This window comes from Streptomyces sp. G45 (assembly GCF_049542095.1).
GTDB lineage: Bacteria > Actinomycetota > Actinomycetes > Streptomycetales > Streptomycetaceae > Streptomyces.
The window spans coordinates 5,906,547-5,928,022 of sequence record NZ_JBMUZU010000001.1 but is presented as its reverse complement, the minus strand read 5'-3'; the positions used below and the strand labels follow the sequence as shown (position 1 = coordinate 5,928,022).

The 21,476-nt window shown below is 74.7% G+C and carries 16 protein-coding genes and 2 pseudogenes; 9 read left to right on the top strand and 9 right to left on the bottom strand.

The window, feature by feature from the left end; translation table 11 throughout:
- Positions 1 to 20 precede the first annotated feature (20 nt).
- From ACOBQU_RS25005 to rbsD, 3 genes are all read left to right on the top strand, one after another.
- On the top strand, positions 21 to 1,970 hold the full coding sequence (locus tag ACOBQU_RS25005; protein ID WP_423634703.1) for a substrate-binding domain-containing protein: 1,950 nt from the start codon (positions 21 to 23) through the stop codon (positions 1,968 to 1,970).
- A gap of 87 nt (positions 1,971 to 2,057) precedes the next feature.
- Positions 2,058 to 2,978 carry a ribokinase gene (locus ACOBQU_RS25000; RefSeq protein WP_423634701.1) on the top strand — a complete coding sequence of 307 codons (921 nt, stop codon included), beginning with the start codon at positions 2,058 to 2,060 and terminating at the stop codon, positions 2,976 to 2,978.
- Positions 2,975 to 3,379, top strand: a complete 405-nt coding sequence (gene rbsD / locus ACOBQU_RS24995) for a D-ribose pyranase (protein WP_423629708.1) — start codon at positions 2,975 to 2,977, stop codon at positions 3,377 to 3,379. Before ACOBQU_RS25000 ends, rbsD begins: the two co-directional genes overlap by 4 nt.
- Before the next feature lie 218 nt (positions 3,380 to 3,597).
- Here the strand turns inward: rbsD and ACOBQU_RS24990 are convergent.
- The 3 genes and pseudogenes from ACOBQU_RS24990 to ACOBQU_RS24980 form a co-directional block, all read right to left on the bottom strand.
- Positions 3,598 to 4,418: pseudogene (locus tag ACOBQU_RS24990) on the bottom strand (sugar phosphate isomerase/epimerase family protein).
- 32 nt (positions 4,419 to 4,450) lie between these two features.
- Complete coding sequence (locus ACOBQU_RS24985; RefSeq protein ID WP_423629706.1) at positions 4,451 to 5,569, bottom strand: dihydrodipicolinate synthase family protein; 1,119 nt, start codon at positions 5,567 to 5,569, stop codon at positions 4,451 to 4,453.
- Positions 5,566 to 6,762 (bottom strand): Gfo/Idh/MocA family protein, encoded by a 1,197-nt coding sequence (locus ACOBQU_RS24980; protein WP_423629704.1) that lies wholly within the window; start codon positions 6,760 to 6,762, stop codon positions 5,566 to 5,568. The genes ACOBQU_RS24985 and ACOBQU_RS24980 overlap by 4 nt, the downstream gene beginning before the upstream one ends.
- 164 nt (positions 6,763 to 6,926) lie before the next feature.
- Here ACOBQU_RS24980 and ACOBQU_RS24975 point away from each other — a divergent pair, with 164 nt between their 5' ends.
- A complete protein-coding gene (locus ACOBQU_RS24975) occupies positions 6,927 to 7,973 on the top strand; it encodes a LacI family DNA-binding transcriptional regulator (RefSeq protein ID WP_423629702.1) in 1,047 nt (348 codons plus the stop codon).
- Between the two features lie 25 nt (positions 7,974 to 7,998).
- Here the strand turns inward: ACOBQU_RS24975 and ACOBQU_RS24970 are convergent, their stop codons facing one another.
- Positions 7,999 to 8,187 (bottom strand): hypothetical protein, encoded by a 189-nt coding sequence (locus ACOBQU_RS24970; protein ID WP_423629700.1) that lies wholly within the window; start codon positions 8,185 to 8,187, stop codon positions 7,999 to 8,001.
- Positions 8,188 to 8,320: 133 nt separating this feature from the next.
- Between ACOBQU_RS24970 and ACOBQU_RS24965 the strand changes: the two genes are divergently transcribed.
- A complete protein-coding gene (locus ACOBQU_RS24965; RefSeq protein ID WP_423629698.1) occupies positions 8,321 to 9,118 on the top strand; it encodes a sugar phosphate isomerase/epimerase family protein in 798 nt (265 codons plus the stop codon).
- Positions 9,119 to 9,182: 64 nt separating this feature from the next.
- On the opposite strand, the gene ACOBQU_RS24960 is transcribed toward ACOBQU_RS24965, so the two are convergent.
- Together ACOBQU_RS24960 and ACOBQU_RS24955 are read right to left on the bottom strand one after the other, a co-directional pair.
- On the bottom strand, positions 9,183 to 9,890 hold the full coding sequence (locus ACOBQU_RS24960) for a MerR family transcriptional regulator (protein WP_423634699.1): 708 nt from the start codon (positions 9,888 to 9,890) through the stop codon (positions 9,183 to 9,185).
- 75 nt (positions 9,891 to 9,965) lie between these two features.
- Positions 9,966 to 10,841, bottom strand: a pseudogene (locus ACOBQU_RS24955) (EamA family transporter); the annotation flags it as partial.
- 91 nt (positions 10,842 to 10,932) lie between these two features.
- Here ACOBQU_RS24955 and ACOBQU_RS24950 point away from each other — a divergent pair.
- From ACOBQU_RS24950 to ACOBQU_RS24940, 3 genes are all read left to right on the top strand, one after another.
- The gene (locus ACOBQU_RS24950; RefSeq protein ID WP_423634697.1) at positions 10,933 to 11,844 is read left to right on the top strand and encodes a LysR family transcriptional regulator; all 912 of its coding nucleotides are present in this window, start codon (positions 10,933 to 10,935) and stop codon (positions 11,842 to 11,844) included.
- Between the two features lie 370 nt (positions 11,845 to 12,214).
- Positions 12,215 to 13,960, top strand: coding sequence for a glycoside hydrolase family 3 protein (locus ACOBQU_RS24945; protein WP_423629696.1), 1,746 nt, complete (start codon positions 12,215 to 12,217; stop codon positions 13,958 to 13,960).
- An 85-nt stretch (positions 13,961 to 14,045) separates the two neighbouring features.
- Positions 14,046 to 14,636 carry a hypothetical protein gene (locus ACOBQU_RS24940; RefSeq protein ID WP_423629694.1) on the top strand — a complete coding sequence of 197 codons (591 nt, stop codon included), beginning with the start codon at positions 14,046 to 14,048 and terminating at the stop codon, positions 14,634 to 14,636.
- 102 nt (positions 14,637 to 14,738) lie between these two features.
- Here the strand turns inward: ACOBQU_RS24940 and ACOBQU_RS24935 are convergent, their stop codons facing one another.
- Both ACOBQU_RS24935 and ACOBQU_RS24930 read right to left on the bottom strand, forming a co-directional pair.
- Positions 14,739 to 16,178 (bottom strand): S28 family serine protease, encoded by a 1,440-nt coding sequence (locus tag ACOBQU_RS24935; RefSeq protein WP_423629692.1) that lies wholly within the window; start codon positions 16,176 to 16,178, stop codon positions 14,739 to 14,741.
- 272 nt (positions 16,179 to 16,450) lie between these two features.
- Positions 16,451 to 16,714 carry a hypothetical protein gene (locus ACOBQU_RS24930; RefSeq protein WP_423629690.1) on the bottom strand — a complete coding sequence of 88 codons (264 nt, stop codon included), beginning with the start codon at positions 16,712 to 16,714 and terminating at the stop codon, positions 16,451 to 16,453.
- A gap of 417 nt (positions 16,715 to 17,131) precedes the next feature.
- Here ACOBQU_RS24930 and ACOBQU_RS24925 point away from each other — a divergent pair, with 417 nt between their 5' ends.
- Positions 17,132 to 17,629 (top strand): hypothetical protein, encoded by a 498-nt coding sequence (locus ACOBQU_RS24925; protein ID WP_423629688.1) that lies wholly within the window; start codon positions 17,132 to 17,134, stop codon positions 17,627 to 17,629.
- Between the two features lie 30 nt (positions 17,630 to 17,659).
- Here the strand turns inward: ACOBQU_RS24925 and ACOBQU_RS24920 are convergent, their stop codons facing one another.
- Positions 17,660 to 21,385, bottom strand: coding sequence for an ABC transporter ATP-binding protein (locus ACOBQU_RS24920; RefSeq protein WP_423629687.1), 3,726 nt, complete (start codon positions 21,383 to 21,385; stop codon positions 17,660 to 17,662).
- Between the last annotated feature and the right edge of the window lie 91 nt (positions 21,386 to 21,476).

The window sequence follows — 21,476 nt, the reverse complement described above, 5'->3', positions numbered from 1 at the left end:
CTCCCGTGGCGACCAGTGACATCCGGCCGGGCAAGGCGGCCAGTGGCGGTGTGCGCGGGGGTGAGCTGCGGCGGCTGTTGCTGGACAACGGGGCGCTGACCGCGCTCGTGGTCCTGGTGGTGGCGCTGTCGCTGCTGTCCGGCGACTTCATGACCACGCAGAACCTGCTGAACGTCGGCGTGCAGGCGGCCGTCACGGCGATCCTCGCGTTCGGCGTCACCTTCGTCATCGTCTCCGCGGGCATCGACCTGTCGGTCGGCTCCGTGGCGGCGCTGTCGGCGACGGTGCTCGCCTGGTCGGCGACGAAGGAGGGGCTGCCCGTGGGGATCGCGGTGGTCCTGGCCGTCGCGACGGGGCTGGCCTGCGGTGTCGTCAACGGCGTCCTCGTCTCGTACGGCAAGCTCCCGCCGTTCATCGCGACGCTCGCGATGCTGTCGATCGGCCGGGGCCTGTCCCTGGTGATCTCGCAGGGCAGCCCGATCCCGTTCCCCGAGTCGGTCTCCAAGGTCGGGGACACGCTCGGCGGCTGGCTGCCGGTGCCGGTGATCGTGATGGTGGTCATGGGGCTGCTCACCGCGCTGATCCTGGCGCGCACGTACATCGGGCGCTCCATGTACGCGATCGGCGGCAACGAGGAGGCGGCACGCCTTTCGGGGCTGCGCGTCAAGCGGCAGAAGATCGCCATCTACGCGCTGTCCGGCCTGTTCGCGGCGGTCGCGGGCGTCGTGCTGGCCTCCCGTCTGGTGTCCGCGCAGCCGCAGGCCGCGCAGGGCTACGAGCTGGACGCCATCGCGGCCGTCGTCATCGGCGGGGCCAGCCTCGCGGGCGGCGTCGGCAAGGCGTCGGGCACGCTCATCGGCGCGCTGATCCTTGCGGTGCTGCGCAACGGCCTCAACCTCCTGTCGGTGTCGGCGTTCTGGCAGCAGGTCGTCATCGGCGTGGTCATCGCGCTCGCGGTGCTGCTGGACACGGTGCGCAGGAAGGCCGGGGCCACGGCGGGCGCGCCGGTGGGCAGTACGTCGTCGGGGGCGGGCCGCAAGGGCCCGCAGGCCCTGAAGTACACGGTCGCGGCCGTGGTCGCGGCGGCCGTCGTCGCCGCCGTCTCCCTGTGGAACCCGGGCGGCTCGGGCTCGTCGACGAAGGTCGGCCTGTCCCTGTCCACGCTGAACAACCCGTTCTTCGTACAGATGCGGCAGGGCGCGCAGGCCGAGGCCGAGAAGGCGGGCGTCGACCTGACCGTCACCGACGCGCAGAACGACGCCTCGCAGCAGGCCAACCAGCTCCAGAACTTCACCAGCGGCAGCATGAGGGCCGTCATCGTCAACCCGGTGGACTCCGACGCGATCGGCCCGGCCGCGCGCGCCGCGAACAAGGCCGACATCCCCGTGGTCGCCGCCGACCGGGGCGTGAACAAGGCGGACGTCGCCACGCTCGTCGCCTCCGACAACGTGGCGGGCGGCCGCCAGGCCGCGAAGACCCTCGCGGACAAGCTCGGCGGCAAGGGCACGGTGGTGGTCCTCCAGGGCACCGCGGGCACCTCCGCGAGCCGGGAGCGCGGGCAGGGCTTCGCCGAGGGCATCAAGGCGTTCCCCGGCATCAAGGTCGTCGCCAAGCAGCCCGCGGACTTCGACCGCGCCAAGGGTCTGGACGTGATGACGAACCTGCTCCAGTCGCACCCGGACGTCGACGGCGTGTTCGCGGAGAACGACGAGATGGCGCTCGGCGCGGCCAAGGCACTCGGCGGCAAGGCAGGGACGTCGGTGTCGGTGGTCGGCTTCGACGGCACGCCGGACGGCCTGAAGGCGGTCGAGGACGGGTCGCTGTACGCGTCGGTGGCGCAGCAGCCCCGCGAGCTGGGCCGGATCGCGGTGCGCAACGCCGTGGCCGCGGCGGACGGCGAGAAGGTCGCCGCGACGGTGAAGGTGCCGGTCAAGGTGGTCACGGCGCGGAACGTGAAGGACTTCCAGTGACCGCGCGGCGCTGATGGCGGACCGTACCGTTGGCGTCGTAAGAGCCGTGAGTGAGGCGCCGTGAACAGGGTGAAGGGCAGTACGGGAATGCACGAGTACGACCTGCTGGTCGTGGGGTCGGCCAACGCCGACCTGGTGACGGCCGTGGAGCGGCGGCCGGGCGCCGGTGAGACGGTCCTCGGCTCCGACCTGGCCGTCCACCCGGGCGGCAAGGGCGCGAACCAGGCGGTGGCGGCGGCCCGCCTCGGCGCGGCCACGGCCCTGCTGGCGCGGGTCGGCGACGACGCGTACGGGCGGCTGCTGCTCGACGCGCAGCGGTCGGCGGGCGTGGAGACGGTGGGGGTCCTGGTGGGCGGCGCGCCCACGGGGGTCGCGCTGATCACGGTGGACCCGTCGGGCGACAACAGCATCGTGGTGGCGCCGGGCGCCAACGCGCGGCTGACGCCCGCGGACGTGCGGGCCGCGGCGTCGCTGTTCGCGGCGGCGAGGGTGGTGTCGACGCAGCTGGAGATCCCGCTGGAGACGGTCGCGGAGGTGGTGCGGGCCCTGCCGTCGGGCGCGCGCCTGGTGCTGAACCCGTCGCCGCCCGCGCCGCTGCCGCCGGAGGTCCTGTCGGCCTGCGACCCGCTGATCGTGAACGAGCACGAGGCGCGGGTGGTCCTGGAGGGCGCCGGGGCGCCGGTGCCGGACGAGCCGGAGGACTGGGCGAGGGAGCTGCTGGCGCTGGGCCCGCGCTCGGTGGTGGTGACGCTCGGCGAGCGGGGCGCGCTGGTGGCGACGGCCGGGCAGTGCGAGCGGGTGCCGTCGGTGGCGGTGGACGCGGTGGACACGACGGGCGCCGGGGACGCGTTCACGGCGGCGCTGGCGTGGCGGCTCGGCGCGGGCGAGGACCTGGCGGCGGCCGCGCGGTACGCGGTGAGGGTGGGGGCGCTCGCGGTGACGCGGGCCGGGGCGCAGGTGTCGTATCCGACGGCGGCGGAGGTCGCGGCGCTCGGGGCGGCGCGGTGAAGCGGGCCGGGATACTCAACCGCCGCCTGGCGGGCGCCCTCGCGGAGCTGGGCCACGGCGACCGGGTGCTGGTGTGCGACGCGGGCCTGCCGGTGCCGATGGACGCCCGGGTGGTGGACCTGGCGTTCGTCGCCGGGGTGCCGTCGTTCGCCGACGTGCTCGCGGGGCTGCTCGACGAGCTGGTGGTGGAGGGCGCGACGGCGGCGGACGAGGTCCGCTCGGCGAACCCCGCGGCGGCGGGCCTGCTGGCGGCCCGCTTCCCCGGAGCGCCGGGGCCGTGGCTGTCGTACGTCCCCCACGAGGAGTTGAAGGCCCGCTCGGCCTCGGCCCGCCTGGTGGTCCGCACCGGCGAGGCACGGCCGTACGCGAACGCCCTGCTGACCTGCGGCGTCTTCTTCTGACGGCGTCCTTGTTCCGACGGCGTCTCCTGACGGCGTCTTGGTCTGCCGAGCGCCGTCCGCTCGCCGGACGCTTCGAGGGGACCCGGTCCGTCGACCGGGCCCCCTCGGGTTTCCCCTCCCGTGCCAGCGCCCCTTGGATCCCCCAGATCCCCCCTCCGGGGCCGCTGACGTCCCCTACGACACCCGGAAGCGGAAAAGGGTTGCACGACTCCGGAAAGTTACGCCGGACGGTGTCGGCGGGCCGTCGCGCACAGCCGCGCGTACCGCTCGGCCGTCTCCGCGAGGACGTCGTGGCCGTCTCTCGCCCACACGTCGTCGTTGAAGAGTTCGACCTCGACGGGGCCCGTGTAGCCGAGGCGGGTCATGAGGGCGTGCCAGTGGGGGAGGTCGATGGTGCCGTCGCCGAGTTGGGCGCGGCCGGTGAGGGCGCCGGGGGCAGGGGGGTGGTCCAGTCGGCGAGCTGGAAGGCGTGCAGGCGGTGTTCGGCGGCGGCGCGGGTGAGGGCGGCGGGGGCCTGGTCGTCCCACCAGACGTGGTACGTGTCGACGCACAGGCCGACCTGTTCGGCGGGGAACGGGGCGGCGAGGTCGAGGGCCTGGGTGAGGGTGGAGACCACGCAGCGGTCGGCGGCGTACATGGGGTGGAGGGGTTCGAGGGCGAGGCGGACGCCGTGGGCGGCGGCGTGCGGGGCGAGGGCGGCGAGGGCGTCGCCCACGCGGGCGCGGGCGCCGGGCAGGTCGCGGCTGCCGGGCGGCAGGCCCCCGGAGACCAGGACGAGCGTGTCGGTGCCGAGCGCGGCCGCCTCCTCGATGGCCGCGCGGTTGTCGGCGAGGGCCCGCTGCCGCTCCCCGGGGTCGGCGGCCGTGAAGAAGCCGCCCCGGCACAGCGTGGTGACGGTCAGGCCCGCGTCCCGCATGAGCCGGGCCGCCGTCTGGACGCCGTACTCCCGTACGGGCTCCCGCCACAGGCCGACGCCGCGGATGCCCAAGGCGGCGCAGGACGCGGCGAGTTCGGGCAGCGTGAGCTGCCGGACCGTCATCTGGTTGACGCTGAGGCGCGCCGGGGGCGGGGTCACCGGGTCGCTCCGTGGACGGTGAGGAAGGCGCGCATGCGGTGCTCCGCCAGGGCCGGGTCGGGGAACAGGGCGAGGGCGTCGGCGAGTTCGTACGCCCGGGTGAGGTGCGGCAGCGAGCGGGCCGACTGGAGGCCGCCGACCATCGTGAAGTGCCGCTGGTGGCCCGCGAGCCAGGCGAGGAACACCACGCCCGTCTTGTAGTGGCGGGTGGGCGGCTCGAAGAGGTGCCGGGCCAGGGCGAGGGTCGGGTCGAGCAGCGCGCGGAAGCCGCCGGGGTCCCCCGCGTCCAGGGCGCGGACCGCCCGCGCCGCGATCGGCGCCAGCGGGTCGAACACGCCGAGCAGCGCGTCGCTGTGGCCCTGGTCGTCGCCCGCGATCAGCTCCGGGTAGTGGAGGTCGTCGCCCGTGTAGCAGCGCACTCCGGGCGGGAGGCGGCGGCGCAGGGCGATCTCGCGGTCCGCGTCCAGGAGGGAGACCTTCACGCCGTCGACCTTGTCCGGGTGGGCGGCGATCACGGCGAGGAGCGTGTCCGTGGCCGCGTCCAGGTCCGTCGCGCCCCAGTAGCCTTCGAGCGCCGGGTCGAACATCGGGCCGAGCCAGTGCAGGATCACCGGCGCGGCCGTCTGGCGCAGCAGCGCGTCGTACGTCGTCAGGTAGTCGTCGGGGCCGCGGGCCGCCGCCGCGAGGGCGCGGGACGCCATCAGGACGGGCTGCGCGCCCGCCGCCTCGACGTGCGCGAGCTGCTCCTCGTACGCGTGCCGCACGTCCGTCAGCGACGCGGGTCCCGGCGGGAGGTGGTCGGTGCCCGCGCCGCACGCGATGCGGCCGCCCACCGCCCGGGCCTCCGCCGCCGACCTTCGGATCAGCTCCGCCGCGCCCGGCCAGTCGAGGCCCGCGCCCCGCTGGGCGGTGTCCATCGCCTCGGCCACGCCCAGGCCGTGCGCCCACAGGTGGCGGCGGAAGGCGAGCGTCGCGTCCCAGTCGACGGCGGCCGGGCCGTCCGGCGACACGTCCGCGTGGGGGTCGGCCACGACGTGGGCGGCGGCGAGGACGCTGCGGGAGCGCGGCGGGGGCGACGCCACCCCGGTCGCCGCCCCGATCGGCGCCCCGGTCACAGGGTGATCTCCGGTACGTCGACGCGGCGGCCCCGCGCCGACGACCTGAGGCCGAGTTCCGCCAGTTGCACGCCGCGGGCGCCCGCCAGCAGGTCCCAGCGGTAGGGCGCGTCCGCGTACACGTGCCGGAGGAACAGCTCCCACTGGGCCTTGAAGCAGTTCACCGGCTCCCCCGTGCCGTTGACGTCGGGGCCGTCGGGGCCGTCGGGGGCGTCGGGGTCGTCGGGGACCTCCTGCCACTGCTCGCGGAACGGGTGCGTGTGCGGCAGGTCCGGGTTCCACACCGGTCGCGGCGTCGTCGCCCGGTGCTGGACGCGGCAGGAGCGCAGGCCCGCGACGGCCGAGCCGTCCGTGCCGTCGACCTGGAACTCGACCAGCTCGTCCCGGTGCACCCGCACCGCCCACGAGGAGTTGATCTGCGCGACCGCGCCGCCCTCCAGCTCGAACACGGCGTACGCGGCGTCGTCCGCCGTCACCGCGTACGGCTCGCCGCGCTCGTCCCAGCGCCGCGGGACGTGCGTCGTGGCCAGCGCCTGGACGGTGCGCACCCGGCCGAACAGCTCGTGCAGGACGTACTCCCAGTGCGGGAACATGTCGGTCACGATGCCGCCGCCGTCCTCGGCCCGGTAGTTCCACGACGGGCGCTGCGCGGGCCGCTCGTCGCCCTCGCACACCCAGTACCCGAACTCGCCCCGCACGGACAGGACCCGCCCGAAGAAGCCGCCGTCCACCAGGCGGCGCAGCTTGCGCAGGCCCGGCAGGAACAGCTTGTCCTGCACCACGCCGTGCCGCACTCCCGCCGCGTGGGCGCGCCGCGCCAGGTCGAGGGCGGCGGCGAGGCTGGTGGCGGTGGGCTTCTCCCCGTACACGTGCTTGCCCGCGGCGATCGCCCGCCGCAGGGCGTCCTCGCGGGCCGGGGTGGCCTGCGCGTCGAAGTAGACCTCCACGTCCGGGTCGGCGAGCGCCGCGCCGAGGTCGGTGGTCCAGTGCTGAAGGCCGTGGCGCTCGGCGAGCGCGCGCAGCGCGTCCGGTCTGCGGCCCACCAGGACCGGCTCCGGCCACAGCCGGGTGCCGTCGCCCAGGTCGAGCCCGCCCTCGGCGCGCAGCGCGAGGATGGAGCGGACCAGGTGCTGGTGGTGGCCCATGCGTCCGGTCACGCCGTTCATGGCGATGCGGACCGTCCTGCGTGTCACGTGCGCTCCTCCGTGGGGCCGGGGGCTGCCCTGGGCGGGCGGGGCTGCCGCCCTGGGCGGGCGGGGCTTTCCGGTGAGTACGGGGCCTCAGTGAATAGCAAGCGCTTTCTAGTGGGGAAAGCTAGCCTGCCGGACAACGTGCGTACAAGACCGGAGGACACCAGATGACCGTGACCCTGGCGGACGTGGCGGCCCGCGCCCACGTGTCCCCCGCCACCGTCTCCCGCGTCCTGAACGGCAACTACCCCGTCGCCGCCGCCACGCGCGAGCGCGTGCTGCGGGCCGTGGACGAGCTGGACTACGTCCTCAACGGACCCGCCAGCTCCCTGGCCGCCGCGACCTCCGACCTCGTCGGCATCCTCGTCAACGACGTCGCCGACCCCTTCTTCGGCATCATCGCCAGCGCCGTGCAGTCCGAGATAGGCGGGCCCGGCGGGCGCGCCGGGGGCGAGCGGATGGCCGTCGTCTGCAACACCGGCGGCTCGGCCGAGCGGGAGCTGACCTATCTGACCCTGCTCCAGCGGCAGCGGGCCGCCGCCGTGGTGGTCACCGGCGGCGCCAGCGAGGACCCCGCGCACGCCGCCGCGATCGGCGCCAAGCTGCGGCGGCTCGGGGACGCGGGGGCGCGGGTCGTCCTGTGCGGGCGGCCCCCGGCGCAGGGGGCGCCGGACGCGGTGGCCCTCACCTTCGACAACCGCGGCGGCGGGCGGCGGCTCACCGAGCACCTGCTCGCGCTCGGGCACCGGCGGATCGGCTATGTCGCGGGGCCCCTTGAGCGGACCACGACGCGGCACCGCCTTGAGGGGCACCGGGAGGCCCTGGCGGCGGCCGGGGTCGCGGACGACCCACGGCTGACGCTGCACGGCCCCTACGACCGGCGGTCCGGGTACGACGCCACCGTCGAACTCCTGCGGCGCGAGCCCTCGTTGACGGCGGTGGTCGCCGCCAACGACACCGTGGCGCTGGGGGCGTGCGCCGCGCTGCGGGACCGGGGGTTGCGCATCCCCGGGGACGTGTCGGTCGCCGGGTTCGACGACCTGCCGTTCAGCGTCGACGTGGTGCCCGCGCTCACCACCGTGCGGCTGCCGCTGGCTCAGGCGGGGGCGCGGGCCGGGCGGCTCGCCATGGGCCGGGAGGAGGAGCCGCCCGGGGGGATCGCCGCGGTGCACGGGGAGTTGATGGTGCGGGGGTCGACCGGGGTGCCCCGGTAGGGCCCCTTCCGCGGCGGGGCCGGGGTCAGGACTCGGTGATCTCCCAGGTGCCCACGGGGGTGTACGAGGAGTCGGTGACCGTTTCCCGCGTGCCGGGGGTCAGGTCGTAGTGGTGCAGGTTGCCCGCCCAGTAGCGGAGGATCCGGCCCAGCTCGCGGATCGTGGTGTCGGCGGGCGCCGTCGGGTCGAGGGTGATGTCAAGTCGGAAGTTCATGGGTTCCATCGTTTCATTGAAGTTCCTTTGGGGACTTTGGCGCGGAGGCCGGGTGCAGGAGGCGGGAAAGTCTCAAGTCCGGTTCCGAGGCGGGATGTCGGCCGGTGCGCTCGGAGGGCTAGGGTCCGGGGCCATGAGACTCGCCTTCTCCACGCTCGGCGTGCCCGGGCTGCCCGTCACGGACGTGGTGTGGCTCGCCGCCACGCACGGCTACCACGGCGTCGAGCTGCGCGCGCACCCCGAGGAGCCCGTGCACCCGGGCCTCGGGCCCACCGAACGGGCCGACGTGGCCGCCGCGTTCGCGGACGCGGGCGTCGCCCTGCTGGGGATCGCCGGGTACGCGCGCGTCGCCGCCCCGGGCGACGACGGCCCCGTACTCGACGAACTGCGCGCCCTGCTGGCCCTCGCCCGCGACCTGGGGGCGCCCTACGTGCGGGTCTTCCCCGGCGGCGGCGAGCAGGGCCCCGAGGAGGCCGACGCGACGGCCGCCCGGCGGCTCGGCACCGCCGCCGAGTACGCCGCCGAGTGCGGCGTGCGGATCCTGGTCGAGACCCATGACTCGCACCGCACCGGCGCCGACGTCGCCCGGATCCTCGGCCTGGTCGGCCACCGGAACGCCGGGGCGCTGTGGGATCTCCTGCACCCCTGGCTGGGCGGCGAGCAGGTCGACGACACCTACGCCGCGCTCGCCCCCTATCTGGGGTACGTCCAGGTCAAGGACGTCGCCGGGACCCACGACACCGCTCCCCTGCCCCTCGGCGAGGGCGCGCTGCCGCTCGCCGAGTGCGTGGAGCTGCTCAGCCGCAAGGGCTGGGACGGGTGGCTGTGCTGGGAGTACGAGAAGCGCTGGTACGCGGAGGCGGCCGACCTTCCGGGGCTGCTGGGGGCGGGCCGCGAGGTGCTGGGCCGGTTGCTGACGGAGTCGGCGTGAGGGGCGGGCCCCGGGCGGAGGGTCAGGTGTCGTCCGCTGTGAGGGGCGGGCCCCGGGCGGAGGGTCAGGCGTCGTCCGCCGTGAGGTAGGCGTGCAGGCGGCTCGCGCCCTCCAGCATCGCGCGGGCGCGGCGGGTGAGTTCGTCCTGGCGGTGGGCGAGGGCCGCGCGCAGGGCCGTCACGCTGCCCGACTCGCGCAGGTCGTCCAGGACGGGCCGGATCTGCGGCAGCGGGTAGCGGGCCTGGCGGAGCAGGCCGATCATGCGGGCGTCGCGCAGGTCCCCGGTGTCGTAGCGGCGGTAGCGGGTGCCGCGCTCGCGCGCCGGGGACAGCAGGCCCGCCGCCTCCCACACCCGCAGCGTCGAGGGGCGCACGCCCAGGTGCGCGGCGGCCTCGCCGACCGTGAGGGGGCCGCGCGCCTGGGGGTGCGCCCGGCCGCTCGCCGCCGCCTCCAGGGCCTCGCCGGTGGCCCGCAGCGCCCGCCGCTGCTCGTGCAGGGCGGCGTGCGCGGCGTCCACGGCCGCCAGCGCCGCCGGTACGTCGTCGGCGTGCACCGCCCGCATGACCTGCCGGGCGGTCTCGGCGCCGAAGCCCCGTGCCAGGGCGCGGTACGTCAGCAGGGCGCGGCCGTGCACGGGGTGGAAGCGGCGGTAGCCGGAAGGGGTGCGCTCGGTGGGCGGCAGGATGCCCGCGTCGGCGTAGTCGCGCACCAGCTGGGTGGAGACGCCCGCCATCCGGGCCAGGTCGACGGGGCGCAGGGCGCGGGGCGTCATCCGGGGGTCACACCGGCGTCGAGGACTTCCGAGGCATGTCGGCAGCGTACGCCGTGGGGGCGGGCGGCGCGGCCGAGGGGGTGGGGGCGGGGCGCGGGTGCCGAGCGGCAGCGACGTGAGCGCCACACCGCCCACGAGCAGCGCCGCCGCGCACCACTGGAGGCCGCCCACCGACTCGTCCAGGAACAGCGCCGCCGACGACATGCCGAAGACCGGCACGAGCAGCGAGAAGGGCGCCACCGTGGAGGCGGGGTGGCGGCGCAGCAGATAGCCCCAGACGCCGAAGCCGAACACGGTCGTGACCCAGGCGACGTACACGATGACGCCCACGCCCTGCCAGTCGAGGGAGCGCAGCGCGTCCAGGTCACGGTCCGGGCCCTCGAAGAGCAGGGAGAGCGCGAGCAGCGGCAGGACCGGGACGGTGCTCACCCACACCATGAAGTTCAGGGCGTCGGGCGGGGCCGCCTTGCGGGTGAGGACGTTGGACACGCCCCAGCAGGCGGCGGCCGCGACGGTCAGGCCGAACGCGGTCAGCGGCCCCGAGGCGCCCTCGTGGACGGCGGCCACGCCGATGCCCGCGAGCGCCACGGCCATGCCCGCGAGCCGCACCGGCGCCGGGCGCTCGCCCAGCGCGACGAAGGCGACCAGCGCGGTGAACACGGCCTGGACCTGGAGCACGAGCGAGGAGAGCCCGGCGGGCATGCCCGCGTCCATGCCGACGAACAGCAGCCCGAACTTGGCGACCCCCAGGGCCAGGCCCACGCCGATCAGCCACTTCCAGGCGACCTTGGGGCGGCCGACGAAGAACACCGCGGGCAGCGCCGCGACGAGGAACCGCAGCGCGGAGAAGAGCAGCGGCGGGAAGTGGTCGAGGCCGATCTCGATGACGACGAAGTTGACGCCCCACAGGGCGGCGACGAGGACGGCGAGACAGATGTGGGAGGGACGCATGCGTCGAGGATCACGCGCCGGGAGCGTGTAGCACCAGCGCGGATCTCTTCATGATTGGATTTAGGAACGCTTAGGTATGGAGGTGGTGGGGGTGCTGGACCTGGGGCGGCTGCGGGCGCTGCACGCCGTGTCCGTGCACGGCACGGTCGGCGCGGCCGCCGCGGCGCTCGGCTACACGCCGTCCGCGGTGTCGCAGCAGATCGCCAAGCTGGAGCGGGAGACCCGCACGACGCTGCTCGAACGGCGCGGGCGCGGCGTCGCGCTCACCGAGGAGGCGCTGCGGCTCGCGGAGACGGCGCGGGAGCTGCTGGCGATCGTGGAGCGCGCCGAGACTGAGCTGGAGGAGCGGCGCGGGCTGCCCGCCGGGCGGCTGACCGTGGTGGCGTTCGCCTCCGCCGCGCGGGGGCTGCTGCCCGGGGTCCTCGCCGAGCTGGGGCGGCGCCATCCCGCGCTGGACGCCCGCCTGTCGGAGGTGGAGCCGCACCTGTCGGTGGACCTCGTCGCCAAGGGCGCCGTCGACCTGGCGGTCGCGCACGACTGGGACATCGCGCCGCTGCCCGCGCCGCCCGGCGTCGAACAGGCCGTCATCGGCGACGACTTCTGCGATCTGCTCGTGCCGCGGGGGCATCCGCTGGCGGGGCGGACGGCGGTGCGGCGCGAGGATCTGACGGGCGAGCGGTGGATCTCGCAGCCGCCGGGGCGGGTGTGCCACGACTGGCTGGTGCGGACCATGCGGGCCGCCGGGCGCGAGCCGGAGATCGTCCACCGGGCCGAGGAGAACCCCACGCTGATCGCGCTGGTCGCGGCGGGGCTCGGCGTCGCCGTGGTACCGCGGCTCGGGCGGGGGCCCGTGCCGCCGGAGGTGGTGGCCGTCCCCCTTGATCCGCTGCCGTCCCGGCGGTTGTACGCGGTGTGGCGCGCCGGGGCGGCCCGGCGCCCCGCCATCGCGGAGGCGGTACGAGCGCTGCGCGACGCCTGGCCTGGCGGGGGCGCCCCAGGCTAGGGGCTGCGACCCCTGGCATCCCCGCCCCACGATTGGCGCTCCGCGCCTCGTCCTCAAACGCCGGACGGGCTGAAACGTGCCGGTGCGGCAGAGTTTCAGCCCGTCCGGCGTTTGAGGACGAGGCCGAAGGCCGATTTCCCGGCGGACCACCCGGCAGGGAACCCGCGCGGCGGCTTCGACGTCCAACCCCCGAGTCGCCGGAGAGTCACCGCGGCGCGGTGTCGGCATCGCTGCTGGCTGCGACCGCTGACCCACCCTCTCCACCGCCCGCGGCCGGCGACCCGGCCGCCACCGGCGCACCCCCTCCACCGCGCCGGTGGCGGCCCCCGTACACCTTGACCCGCCGCACCCCACGGGATATGCGTGGCGGGTGCCTCATGACTCCCACAGCGCCCCGCGAGCCCCGCAGACCCCCCAGACCCCGCAGGCCCTGCTGTCCCGCATGACGCTCGAAGAGAAGGTCGGCCAGCTCTTCGTGCTGCACGTGTACGGGCACCACGCCACCGATCCGGACCCCGCCGACGCCGCGCTCAACGAGAAGGAACTCGGGGTGCGCACGGCGGCGGAGGCCATCGCCAAGTACCGCCCCGGCGGCCTCATCTACTTCGGCTGGGCCCACAACACCCGCGACCCGCACCAGATCGCCACCCTCTCCAACGACGTGCAGCGCGCCGCCCTCGGCCAGAGCCCCGGCGTGCCGCTGCTGCTGACCATCGACCAGGAGCACGGCGTCGTCGCCCGCGTCGGCGCCCCGGCCACGCTGCTTCCTGGCGCGATGGCGCTCGGCGCGGGCGGCTCACGGGACGACGTGCGCGAGGCGGCCCGCATCGCGGGCGCCGAGCTGCGCGCGCTCGGCGTCTTCCAGAACTACGCGCCGTCCGCCGACGTGAACGTCAACCCGGCCAACCCGGTCATCGGCGTCCGCTCCTTCGGCGCGGGCCCGGACGCCGTCGCCGCGCACGTGACCGCCCAGATCGAGGGCTATCGCGACGCCGGGATCGCCGCCGCCGCCAAGCACTTCCCCGGCCACGGCGACACCGAGACCGACAGCCACTCGGCGCTGCCGCACATCCACCACACGCGCGAGCAGTGGGAGGCGCTGGACGCCCCGCCGTTCCGCGCCGCGCTGGCCGCCGGGGTCGACGTGGTGATGACCGCGCACATCGTGGTGCCCGCCCTCGACCCGGCGCTCGACCCGGCGACGCTCTCGTACCCGATCGTCACCGGCGTGCTGCGCGAGCAGCTCGGCCACGACGGCGTGATCGTCACGGACTCGCTGACCATGCGGGGCGTGCGCACCAAGTACGGCGACGACCGGGTCGCCGTACTCGCCCTCAAGGCGGGCGTCGACCAGCTGCTGCACCCGCCGCAGCCCGAACTCGCCCGGAACGCGGTCCTGGCGGCGGTGCGCGACGGCGAGCTGACCGAGGAGCGCATCGACGCGTCCGTGCTGCGCGTCCTGCGGCTCAAGGAGAAGCTGGGCCTGTTCGCCGACCCGTACGCCGCGCCCGACCGCGTCGGGGAGACCGTCGGCGGCGCCGCGCACCTGGAGGCCGCCGACCGCATCGCCGAGCGCACCACCACGCTGCTGCGCAACGACGGCGGGCTGCTTCCGCTGCGCCCCGACACCCGCCGCAGGCTGCTCGTCACCGGCGCCGACCCGGTCTCGCCGTCCGGCACCACCGGCCCGCCGACCGCCGTGCTCGCCGCCGCGCTCACCGAACTCGGCTTCGCCGCCACGGCCTTCACCACCGGCACCGAGCCCGCCCCGGAGGCGGTCGCCGAGGCCGTGTCGCTGGCCGGTGCGCACGACGCGGTCGTCGTCACCACGTACGACGTCGCCGACGGCGGCCCCCAGCAGTCCCTGGTCGCCGCGCTCGCCGCCACCGGCACGCCCGTCGTCGCCGTCGCCGTACGCGTCCCGCACGACGTGGCGCGCCTGCCCGAGGCCGCCGCCTGCCTGGCCGCGTACTCCTGGACGGACGTCGAACTGCGCGCCGCCGCCCGGGTCATCGCGGGCCGCGTCCCGCCCGTGGGCAGGCTGCCGGTGCCGGTGCCGCGTCCGGACGACCCCGGGCAGGTGCTGTACCCGATCGGCTACGGCCTTTCGTACTAGCGTCGTACGCGGCCCCCGCGGTCGCCCGTTCGCCTTGCGCGGCCCCGCTCCCCGGGGTCACGCTGGGACGGTCCGGGGGTGTGCGATGCGGGTATCCGGGGCGGGGGCGGTCTGCGCGGGCGTGCTCCTGGCCGCCGCGCTCTCCCTGACGGGGTGTCACTCCTCGGGCGGGGGCGGCCCCGTCGGCGGCGGTGCCTCCGGGCCCGCCCACGGCGCCGTCTTCCTCGGCATCGGCGACTGCGCCTCGCGCGGGCGCTCGGGCGTCACGGAGGTGCCCTGCACCAGCGAGCGGGCCGCCGCGCGCGTCCTCGCCCGCTACGACGGCGGACGCGTCGCCCGGCCCTCCTGCCCCGCCCGCACCGACTTCGTCCTGCGCGTCAGCGACCGTGACGTGGCCCGCGGGTACGCCTGCGTGCGCAACCTCGAACCGCCCCACCCCGGGGACCCCGGGCAGGGCGGGGGGCCGCGGACGCTCGTCGGGGACTGCGTGTACGCCGTGGGGCGCGGGGAGGTGCGGGAGGCACCCTGCGACGGCTCCGGGCGGCGCCGCCCCGAGTACCGGGTCGTCCGCGCCACCACGGCCCGCGCCCACTGCGCCCCCGGCACGGCCCTGTACGTCACCTTGGGCGGCCGCCACCCGATCGGCTGCGCGATCCCCCACCCCGCCCGCCCCTAAAGGGGGCGGGCGGGGTGGGCGGGGAAGACAAGCCCGTCCGGCGTTTGAGGACGAGGCGCGCAGCGCCAATCAAGCGGTGCCGGGCGCCCACGCCAGCAAGGGCTACGGCCGCAGGGACTCGTCGCGGTCCAGCCGCTTCTGGTCCAGCTTCTTGTCGTACGGAGCCAGCGGCTTCGCCGCCGCGGACGGCACCCCGGCCCAGGCCAGGATCCGCTGCGTCGCCTTGGCCTTGTCGGCGGCCGTGAGGCCCGCCACGTTCGCGCCGTGGTTGGCCCCGGGCGCCGTGAAGACGTGAGAGTCGTGCTTGGCGCCGCGCGCGGGCTTGAACGGCTCGGCGCCCCACGGGTCGTTCTCGCCGTACACGAACATCATCCGGTGGGAGTTGTGCCGCACCCAGCGGTCGACGTCCTTCATGGCGTGCTTGTCGAACCGCATCGGAATCGAGCGGGGCACGAAGTTCCGCGGCGGCTGGTAGCCGTAGCGGCTCAGGTCGGCCAGCCAGGGCTGCTTGATGTCCGGGGAGCCGAGCTGCGTGCCCGCCTGGTAGTAGTACGGCGTGTACGGCTCAAGGCCCTGGTCGGTGTAGGAGGACCAGCCGCCGACCTCCTCGATCCAGTCGAAGAGCTCCTGGTCGCTGGCGGTGTCCGCGTCCGGCACCCGGCCGCAGGCGGTGCTGGACGGCTGGTACTGCCAGAAGCCCCAGTTCACGTCGAGGACGACGGCCTCGAAGGCGCGGTCGAGGCCGCCGATGGTCTTGAAGGTCTGCCCGTTCGCGGCGGCGTACGCGGCGTACTTCTCCTTCAGCGGCCCGCGGCGCTCCAGCGCCTCGCGCTGCGCGTCCTGGAGGGCGGTGCGGCACTCCTTGGTGCCGACCGTCTCGAAGAAGCGGTCGTACGCGGAGTCCTCGCGGTTGTCGACGTCGTTGGGCGCGACGTAGGCGACGACGCCGTCCATGTCGCGCGGGTAGAAGCGCTCGAAGTAGGTGGCGGTCATGCCGCCCTTGGAGGCGCCGGTGGACAGCCACTTCTTGCCGTAGAGCGGCTTGAGCGCCTTGAAGATGCGGTGCTGGTCGCTCGCGGCCTGCCAGATGTCGAGCTTGCTCCAGTCCGCGGGGCTCGGCCGCGACGGCGTGAAGAAGCGGTACTCCATGGAGACCTGGTTGCCGTCGATGATCCGGGTCGGCTCGGCGCGGGACGGGTTGGTGTTCAGGCCGTAGCCGGAGGTGTGGAAGACGGTGGGCCGGGCGGTGTCCTTGTGCAGCACGGTGATCCGCTGCTGGAAGGTGCCCTTGGAGGGGTGCCGGTGGTCGATCGGCTGGGTGTAGTTCAGGACGAAGAAGCGGTAGCCGTCGTACGGCTTCTCCTCGATGAGGCTCATGCCCTTGATGGCGAGGAGCCGGTCCTTGATGTCGGCGGTGGCGGCGGGCCCCGCCGCGAACGTGCCGGTCGACGCGTCCGTGGCGGCGGTGGCCGTGGCTCCGGTGGTGCCCACCGTGCCTATGAGCACCGTGAGCGACAGCGCCCATCTGAGCGTTCTGTGCATGTGTGATCCCCTGTCGGTGTCGGTCCCTCTGGGTGGCCGGTCAGTGGCCGGTCGGTGGCCCGGCGGTGGCCCGATCCGGCCGCGATGCCCGGAACCTATACGCAGCAACTCGCCCCTCACCAGGGCACATTGAGGGCAAAAGGGGACTACATCCGCTCAGGGACATTCACTTAGAGGACCCGGGCGTCCGCTCAGCGGACCCGAGCCGGGGCAAACACGGCAGTTCGGACCGGTACCGCACAGGCGTCAGCACGCGGCGGCCCGGACCCGGCTCAGCACAGGATCCAGCCGGAGCTGACGCCCCGTCCGGCCACCGCCCCGCGTACCCACACGCAGCGGTGCCCGGCGTGCATCCGCACCGGCCCCGCGTGCCGCAGGTAGTTCCCCCGGTCCCGCACCGGACGGCTGCCGCGGGCCTGCACGCTGACCGACATCGCCTTGCGGACGCGGGGGTCCTTCGCGTACGTCACGGCGCACACATAGCCCCGCTTCTTGTACAGCACGACCTTGCCCGTGGCGAAGGACAGGGTGCGCACCTTGTGGCCGGGGCACAGGGGGCGGCCTGCGCGGTGCCGGAGCCGGGTCCGGCGAGGCCGAAGAGGAGGGCAGCCGAAAGCGCGGCCGCGCCTGTCGCAAGGTGCCGCCGTATCCGACCACTGTGCACGAATACCCCTCCCGTCGCCCCCGCCTCAGCGTACTGAGGTACGGACGCAGGACCGGCGCCCGGCGGTTGCGGAACCGACCGCCTCACTTCCGGCCGCGCCCGGACGTGACGATTCCCTGCCCGTTTCCTGACCGAGTTTGGGGCAACTCCCGTCAGGCACCCGTTGTCGAACCAGGCAGCAAGGCCAGAGCAGGAGCCGAAGCAGGACCCAGAGCAGAACCAGAACAGGACCCGGAGCGGGACTGGAGCAGGACCCGGAGCGGGACCTGGACACAGGAGGAGCACTCTCATGAACCGCACGCTCACCCGGGGCAAAGTCGCCCTGACCGCCGCGCTGCTCACCGCCGTCGCCGTGGTCCCCTCGGCCGTGGCGGCGTCCGCCCCGGCCGACGCCGACGCCAAGGCGCCCGGCGCCAAGGCACCCGTCCGCAGCGGCAGCCCCGGCCCCGCCTACGAGCGCGTCGCGCACTTCTACGGCGCGTACGTCGACGCCGCCAGCGACCCGGGCTCCCACAAGGCCGCCGCCGCGCTCCGCGCGTTCTACCTCACGCCGGAGCTGCGGACCCGGCTGCTCGACTGGGAGCGCGGGCACGACGCCGACGGCGTGCTGCGCGCCCAGAACGCGCCGACCGCCTGGCGCGTGACCGCGGAGGACAGCGGCATGGGCCACACCTGGTCGACGGTCCGGCTGACGTGGGGCACCGGCGACGAGCGCCGGTACACCTACCTGACGGTCCAGTCCGACCTGGCGACCCGGAAGATCAGCGACATCAAGGAGAAGTACTGATCAAGGAGAAGGACTGGTCGGCGCCCGGGGTCAGGCCCCCACCGGCTCCCCCACGAACGTCCGCCACAGCGCCGCGTACCGCCCGCCGCGCGCGAGGAGTTCCGCGTGGGTGCCGTCCTCCGCGACCCGGCCGTGGTCCATCACGACGACCCGGTCGGCGCGGGCGGCGGTGGTCAGCCGGTGCGCCACGACCAGCGTGGTGCGCCTGCCCGCGAGGCGGTCGGTGGCCTGGTTGACCTGGGCCTCGGTGGCGAGGTCCAGGGCGGCGGTGGCCTCGTCGAGGAGCAGGACGTCGGGGTCGACCAGCTCGGCGCGGGCCAGGGCGATCAGCTGGCGCTGCCCGGCCGACAGGTTGCGGCCGCGCTCGGTGACCTCGTGCAGATAGCCGCCCTCCAGCGTGGCGATCATGTCGTGGGCGCCGACCGCGCGGGCGGCCGCCTCGACCTCGGCGTCGGTGGCGTCGGGGCGGCCGTAGGCGATGGCGTCGCGGACGGTGCCCGCGAACAGGTACGCCTCCTGCGGCACGACGCCGAGCCGGTGCCGGTACGAGGTGAGGTCGAGGGCGCGCAGGTCGGTGCCGTCGACGGTGACGCGGCCGCCGGTCGGGTCGTAGAAGCGGGCGACGAGCTTGACGAGCGTGGACTTGCCCGCGCCGGTCTCGCCGACGAAGGCGACGGTCTGGCCCGCGGGGATGCGCAGGTCGACGCCGCTGAGCGCGGTCTCCGCGCCGTCCCCGGCGCCGTACGCGAAGTCGACGTCCTCGAAGGCGATCTCGCCCCGCAGGGACAGCACGTCGAGCGGCTCGTCGGGCGGTGTCGTCGACGTCGGCTCGCGCAGCAGCTCCTGGATGCGGCCGAGCGAGACGGCGGCCTGCTGGTAGCCGTCGAAGACCTGGGACAGCTGCTGGACGGGGGCGAAGAACAGGTCGATGTAGAGCAGGTACGCGACGAGCGCGCCGGTGGTGAGGGTCCCCGCGTCCACGCGGTGCGCGCCCACGATCAGGACCGCGACCACCGCCACCGACGACAGGAGCTGCACGAACGGGAAGTACACGGAGATCAGCCACTGCCCGCGCACCCGGGCCTCGCGGTAGGCGCGGCTGCGGTCCGCGAACCGCGCGCCGCCCGACCGCTCGCGCCGGAAGGCCTGCACGATCCGCAGGCCGGACACGGTCTCCTGGAGGTCGGCGTTGACCACGGACACCCGCTCGCGGGCCAGTTCGTACGCCTTCACGCTGGACCTGCGGAAGAAGTACGTGCCGACGGCGAGCAGCGGCAGCGTCGCGAAGACGACGAGCGCGAGCTGCACGTCGATCACCAGCAGGGCGACCATGATGCCGAGGAAGGTGACCACGGAGACGAACGCTGTGACGAGCCCGGTCTGGAGGAACGTGGACAGGGCGTCGACGTCCGTCGTCATCCGCGTCATGATGCGGCCGGTCAGCTCCCGCTCGTAGTAGTCGAGCCCGAGCCGCTGGAGCTGCGCGAAGATCTTCAGGCGCAGGGAGTACAGGACCCGCTCGCCGGTGCGTCCCGTCATGCGGGTCTCGGCGGTCTGCGCGGCCCACTGCACGGCGACGGCGGCGAGCGCGAGGCCGGAGGCCGTCCACACGGCGCCGAGCGCGAGCTGGGAGACGCCCTCGTCGATGCCGTGCCGGATGAGGACCGGAAGCAGCAGCCCCATGCCCGCGTCGACGGCGACGAGCCCCAGGCTGAGCAGCAGCGGGAGGCCGAAGCCGCGCAGCAGGCGGCGCAGGCCGTAGGAGTCCTCGGGCGAGACGGCGCGGGCCTCGTCGATGCCGGGGGTGTCGGTGGCGGGCGGCAGGGCGTCGACCTGGGCGAGGAGTTCGGGCGTGGCGGGGGTCCCGGCGAGCGCGGCGTCCTTGGGTTCGCGGTCGCCGGTCCACAGGCGGGGCGTGATGCCGCGCTCGGCGTCGAACTCGGCGTCCAGCTCGTCGCGTACGGAGGTGTCCTCGCGGGTCTCGGCGGGGCGGGGCGCGATGTGGCCGGGCGAGACGCCGCCGAGTTCGTCGGGGTCGGTGAGCAGGCGCCGGTACAGGGGCGAGGTGCGTTCGAGTTCGGCGTGGGTGCCGAGGGCGGCGAGGCGGCCGCCGTCGAGGACGGCGATGCGGTCGGCGAGGTTCAGGGTGGAGCGGCGGTGCGCGATGAGGAGGGTGGTGCGGCCCTCCATGACCCGCGCGAGCGCCTCGTGGATCTCGTGCTCGACGCGGGCGTCGACGGCGGAGGTGGCGTCGTCGAGGACGAGCAGGCGCGGGTCGGTGAGGATGGCGCGGGCGAGCGCGACGCGCTGGCGCTGGCCTCCGGAGAGCGTGAGCCCGTGCTCGCCGACCTTCGTGTCGTACCCCTCGGGCAGCTCGCTGATGAACCGGTCCGCCTGGGCGGCGCGCGCGGCCCGCTCGATCTCCTCGTCCGTCGCGTCGGGCTTTCCGTACGCGATGTTGGCGCGCACGGTGTCGGAGAACAGGAAGGAGTCCTCGGGCACGAGCCCGATGGCGGCGCGCAGCGACTCCTGGGTCAGCTCGCGCACGTCGTGGCCGCCGATGAGGACGGCGCCTCGGTCCACGTCGTAGAAGCGGGGCAGCAGCAGCGAGACGGTGGACTTGCCGCTGCCGGAGGACCCGACGACGGCGAGGGTCTCGCCGGGCCGGATCTCGAAGCTGAGCCCGTCGAGGACGGGGGGCTGGTCCTCGCCGTACGCGAACGCCACGTCGTCGAACTCGACGGTCGCCGGGGCGTCGGCGGGCAGCTCCTTGGTGCCGTCGGCGATGGCGGGCCGGGTGTCGATCAGCTCCAGGACGCGCTCGGCGCCCGCGCGGGCCTGCTGGCCGACGGTGAGCACCATGGCGAGCATCCGCACGGGCCCGACGAGCTGCGCGAGGTACGTCGAGAACGCCACGAACGTGCCGAGGGTGATCTCCCCCTCCACGGCCAGCCAGCCGCCGAGGGCGAGCATCGCGACCTGGCCGAGCATGGGCACGGCCTGGAGGGCGGGCGTGTACCGGGAGTTCAGCCGGACGGTGCGAAGCCGCCCGGCGAACAGCTTCCTGCTGACCTCCCTGAGCTTCCCGGTCTCCTGCTCCTCCTGCCCGAAGCCCTTCACCACGCGTACGCCGCTGACGGCCCCGTCGACGACGCCCGCGACGGCGGCGGCCTGGGCCTGCGCGTACCAGGTGGCGGGGTGCAGCTTGGCGCGACTGCGGCGGGCGATCCACATCAGGGCGGGCGCCACGGCGAGCGCGACCAGGGTGAGCGGCGGCGAAAGCCACGCCATGATCGCCAGGGACATCAGGAACAGCAGGACGTTCCCGATGGTCATGGGCAGCATGAACAGCAGGCCCTGGATGAGCTGGAGGTCGCTGGTGGCCCGCCCCACGACCTGCCCGGTGGACAGCTCGTCCTGCCGCCGCCCGTCCAGCGCGGTGATCGTGTCGTACATCTCCGTACGCAGATCGTGCTGCACGTCGAGGGCGAGGCGGCCGCCGTAGTAACGCCGGATGTACGTCATGACGTACACGAGCACAGCCGCGCCGACCAGGGCGGCGGCCCAGGGCCCCATGGGCCGACTGTGATCCCCGATCACGTCATCGATGACGACCTTGGTGAGCAGCGGGACGACGGCCATGAGCGCCATTCCGCCGAGGGACGAGCCGAGGGCGAGCAGCACGTCCTTGGGATAGCGCCAGGCATACCCCCACAGCCGCTTCGCCCAGCTCCGCTGGTCCTGCCGCTCCGCCACCACGCGCCTCCTCGTCGTCTGCCGAGAGGCGCAACGCGCGGGCCTGCGGATTTCATCCCGCCGCAACAAAACGATGGGCTCTGCGCCTGAG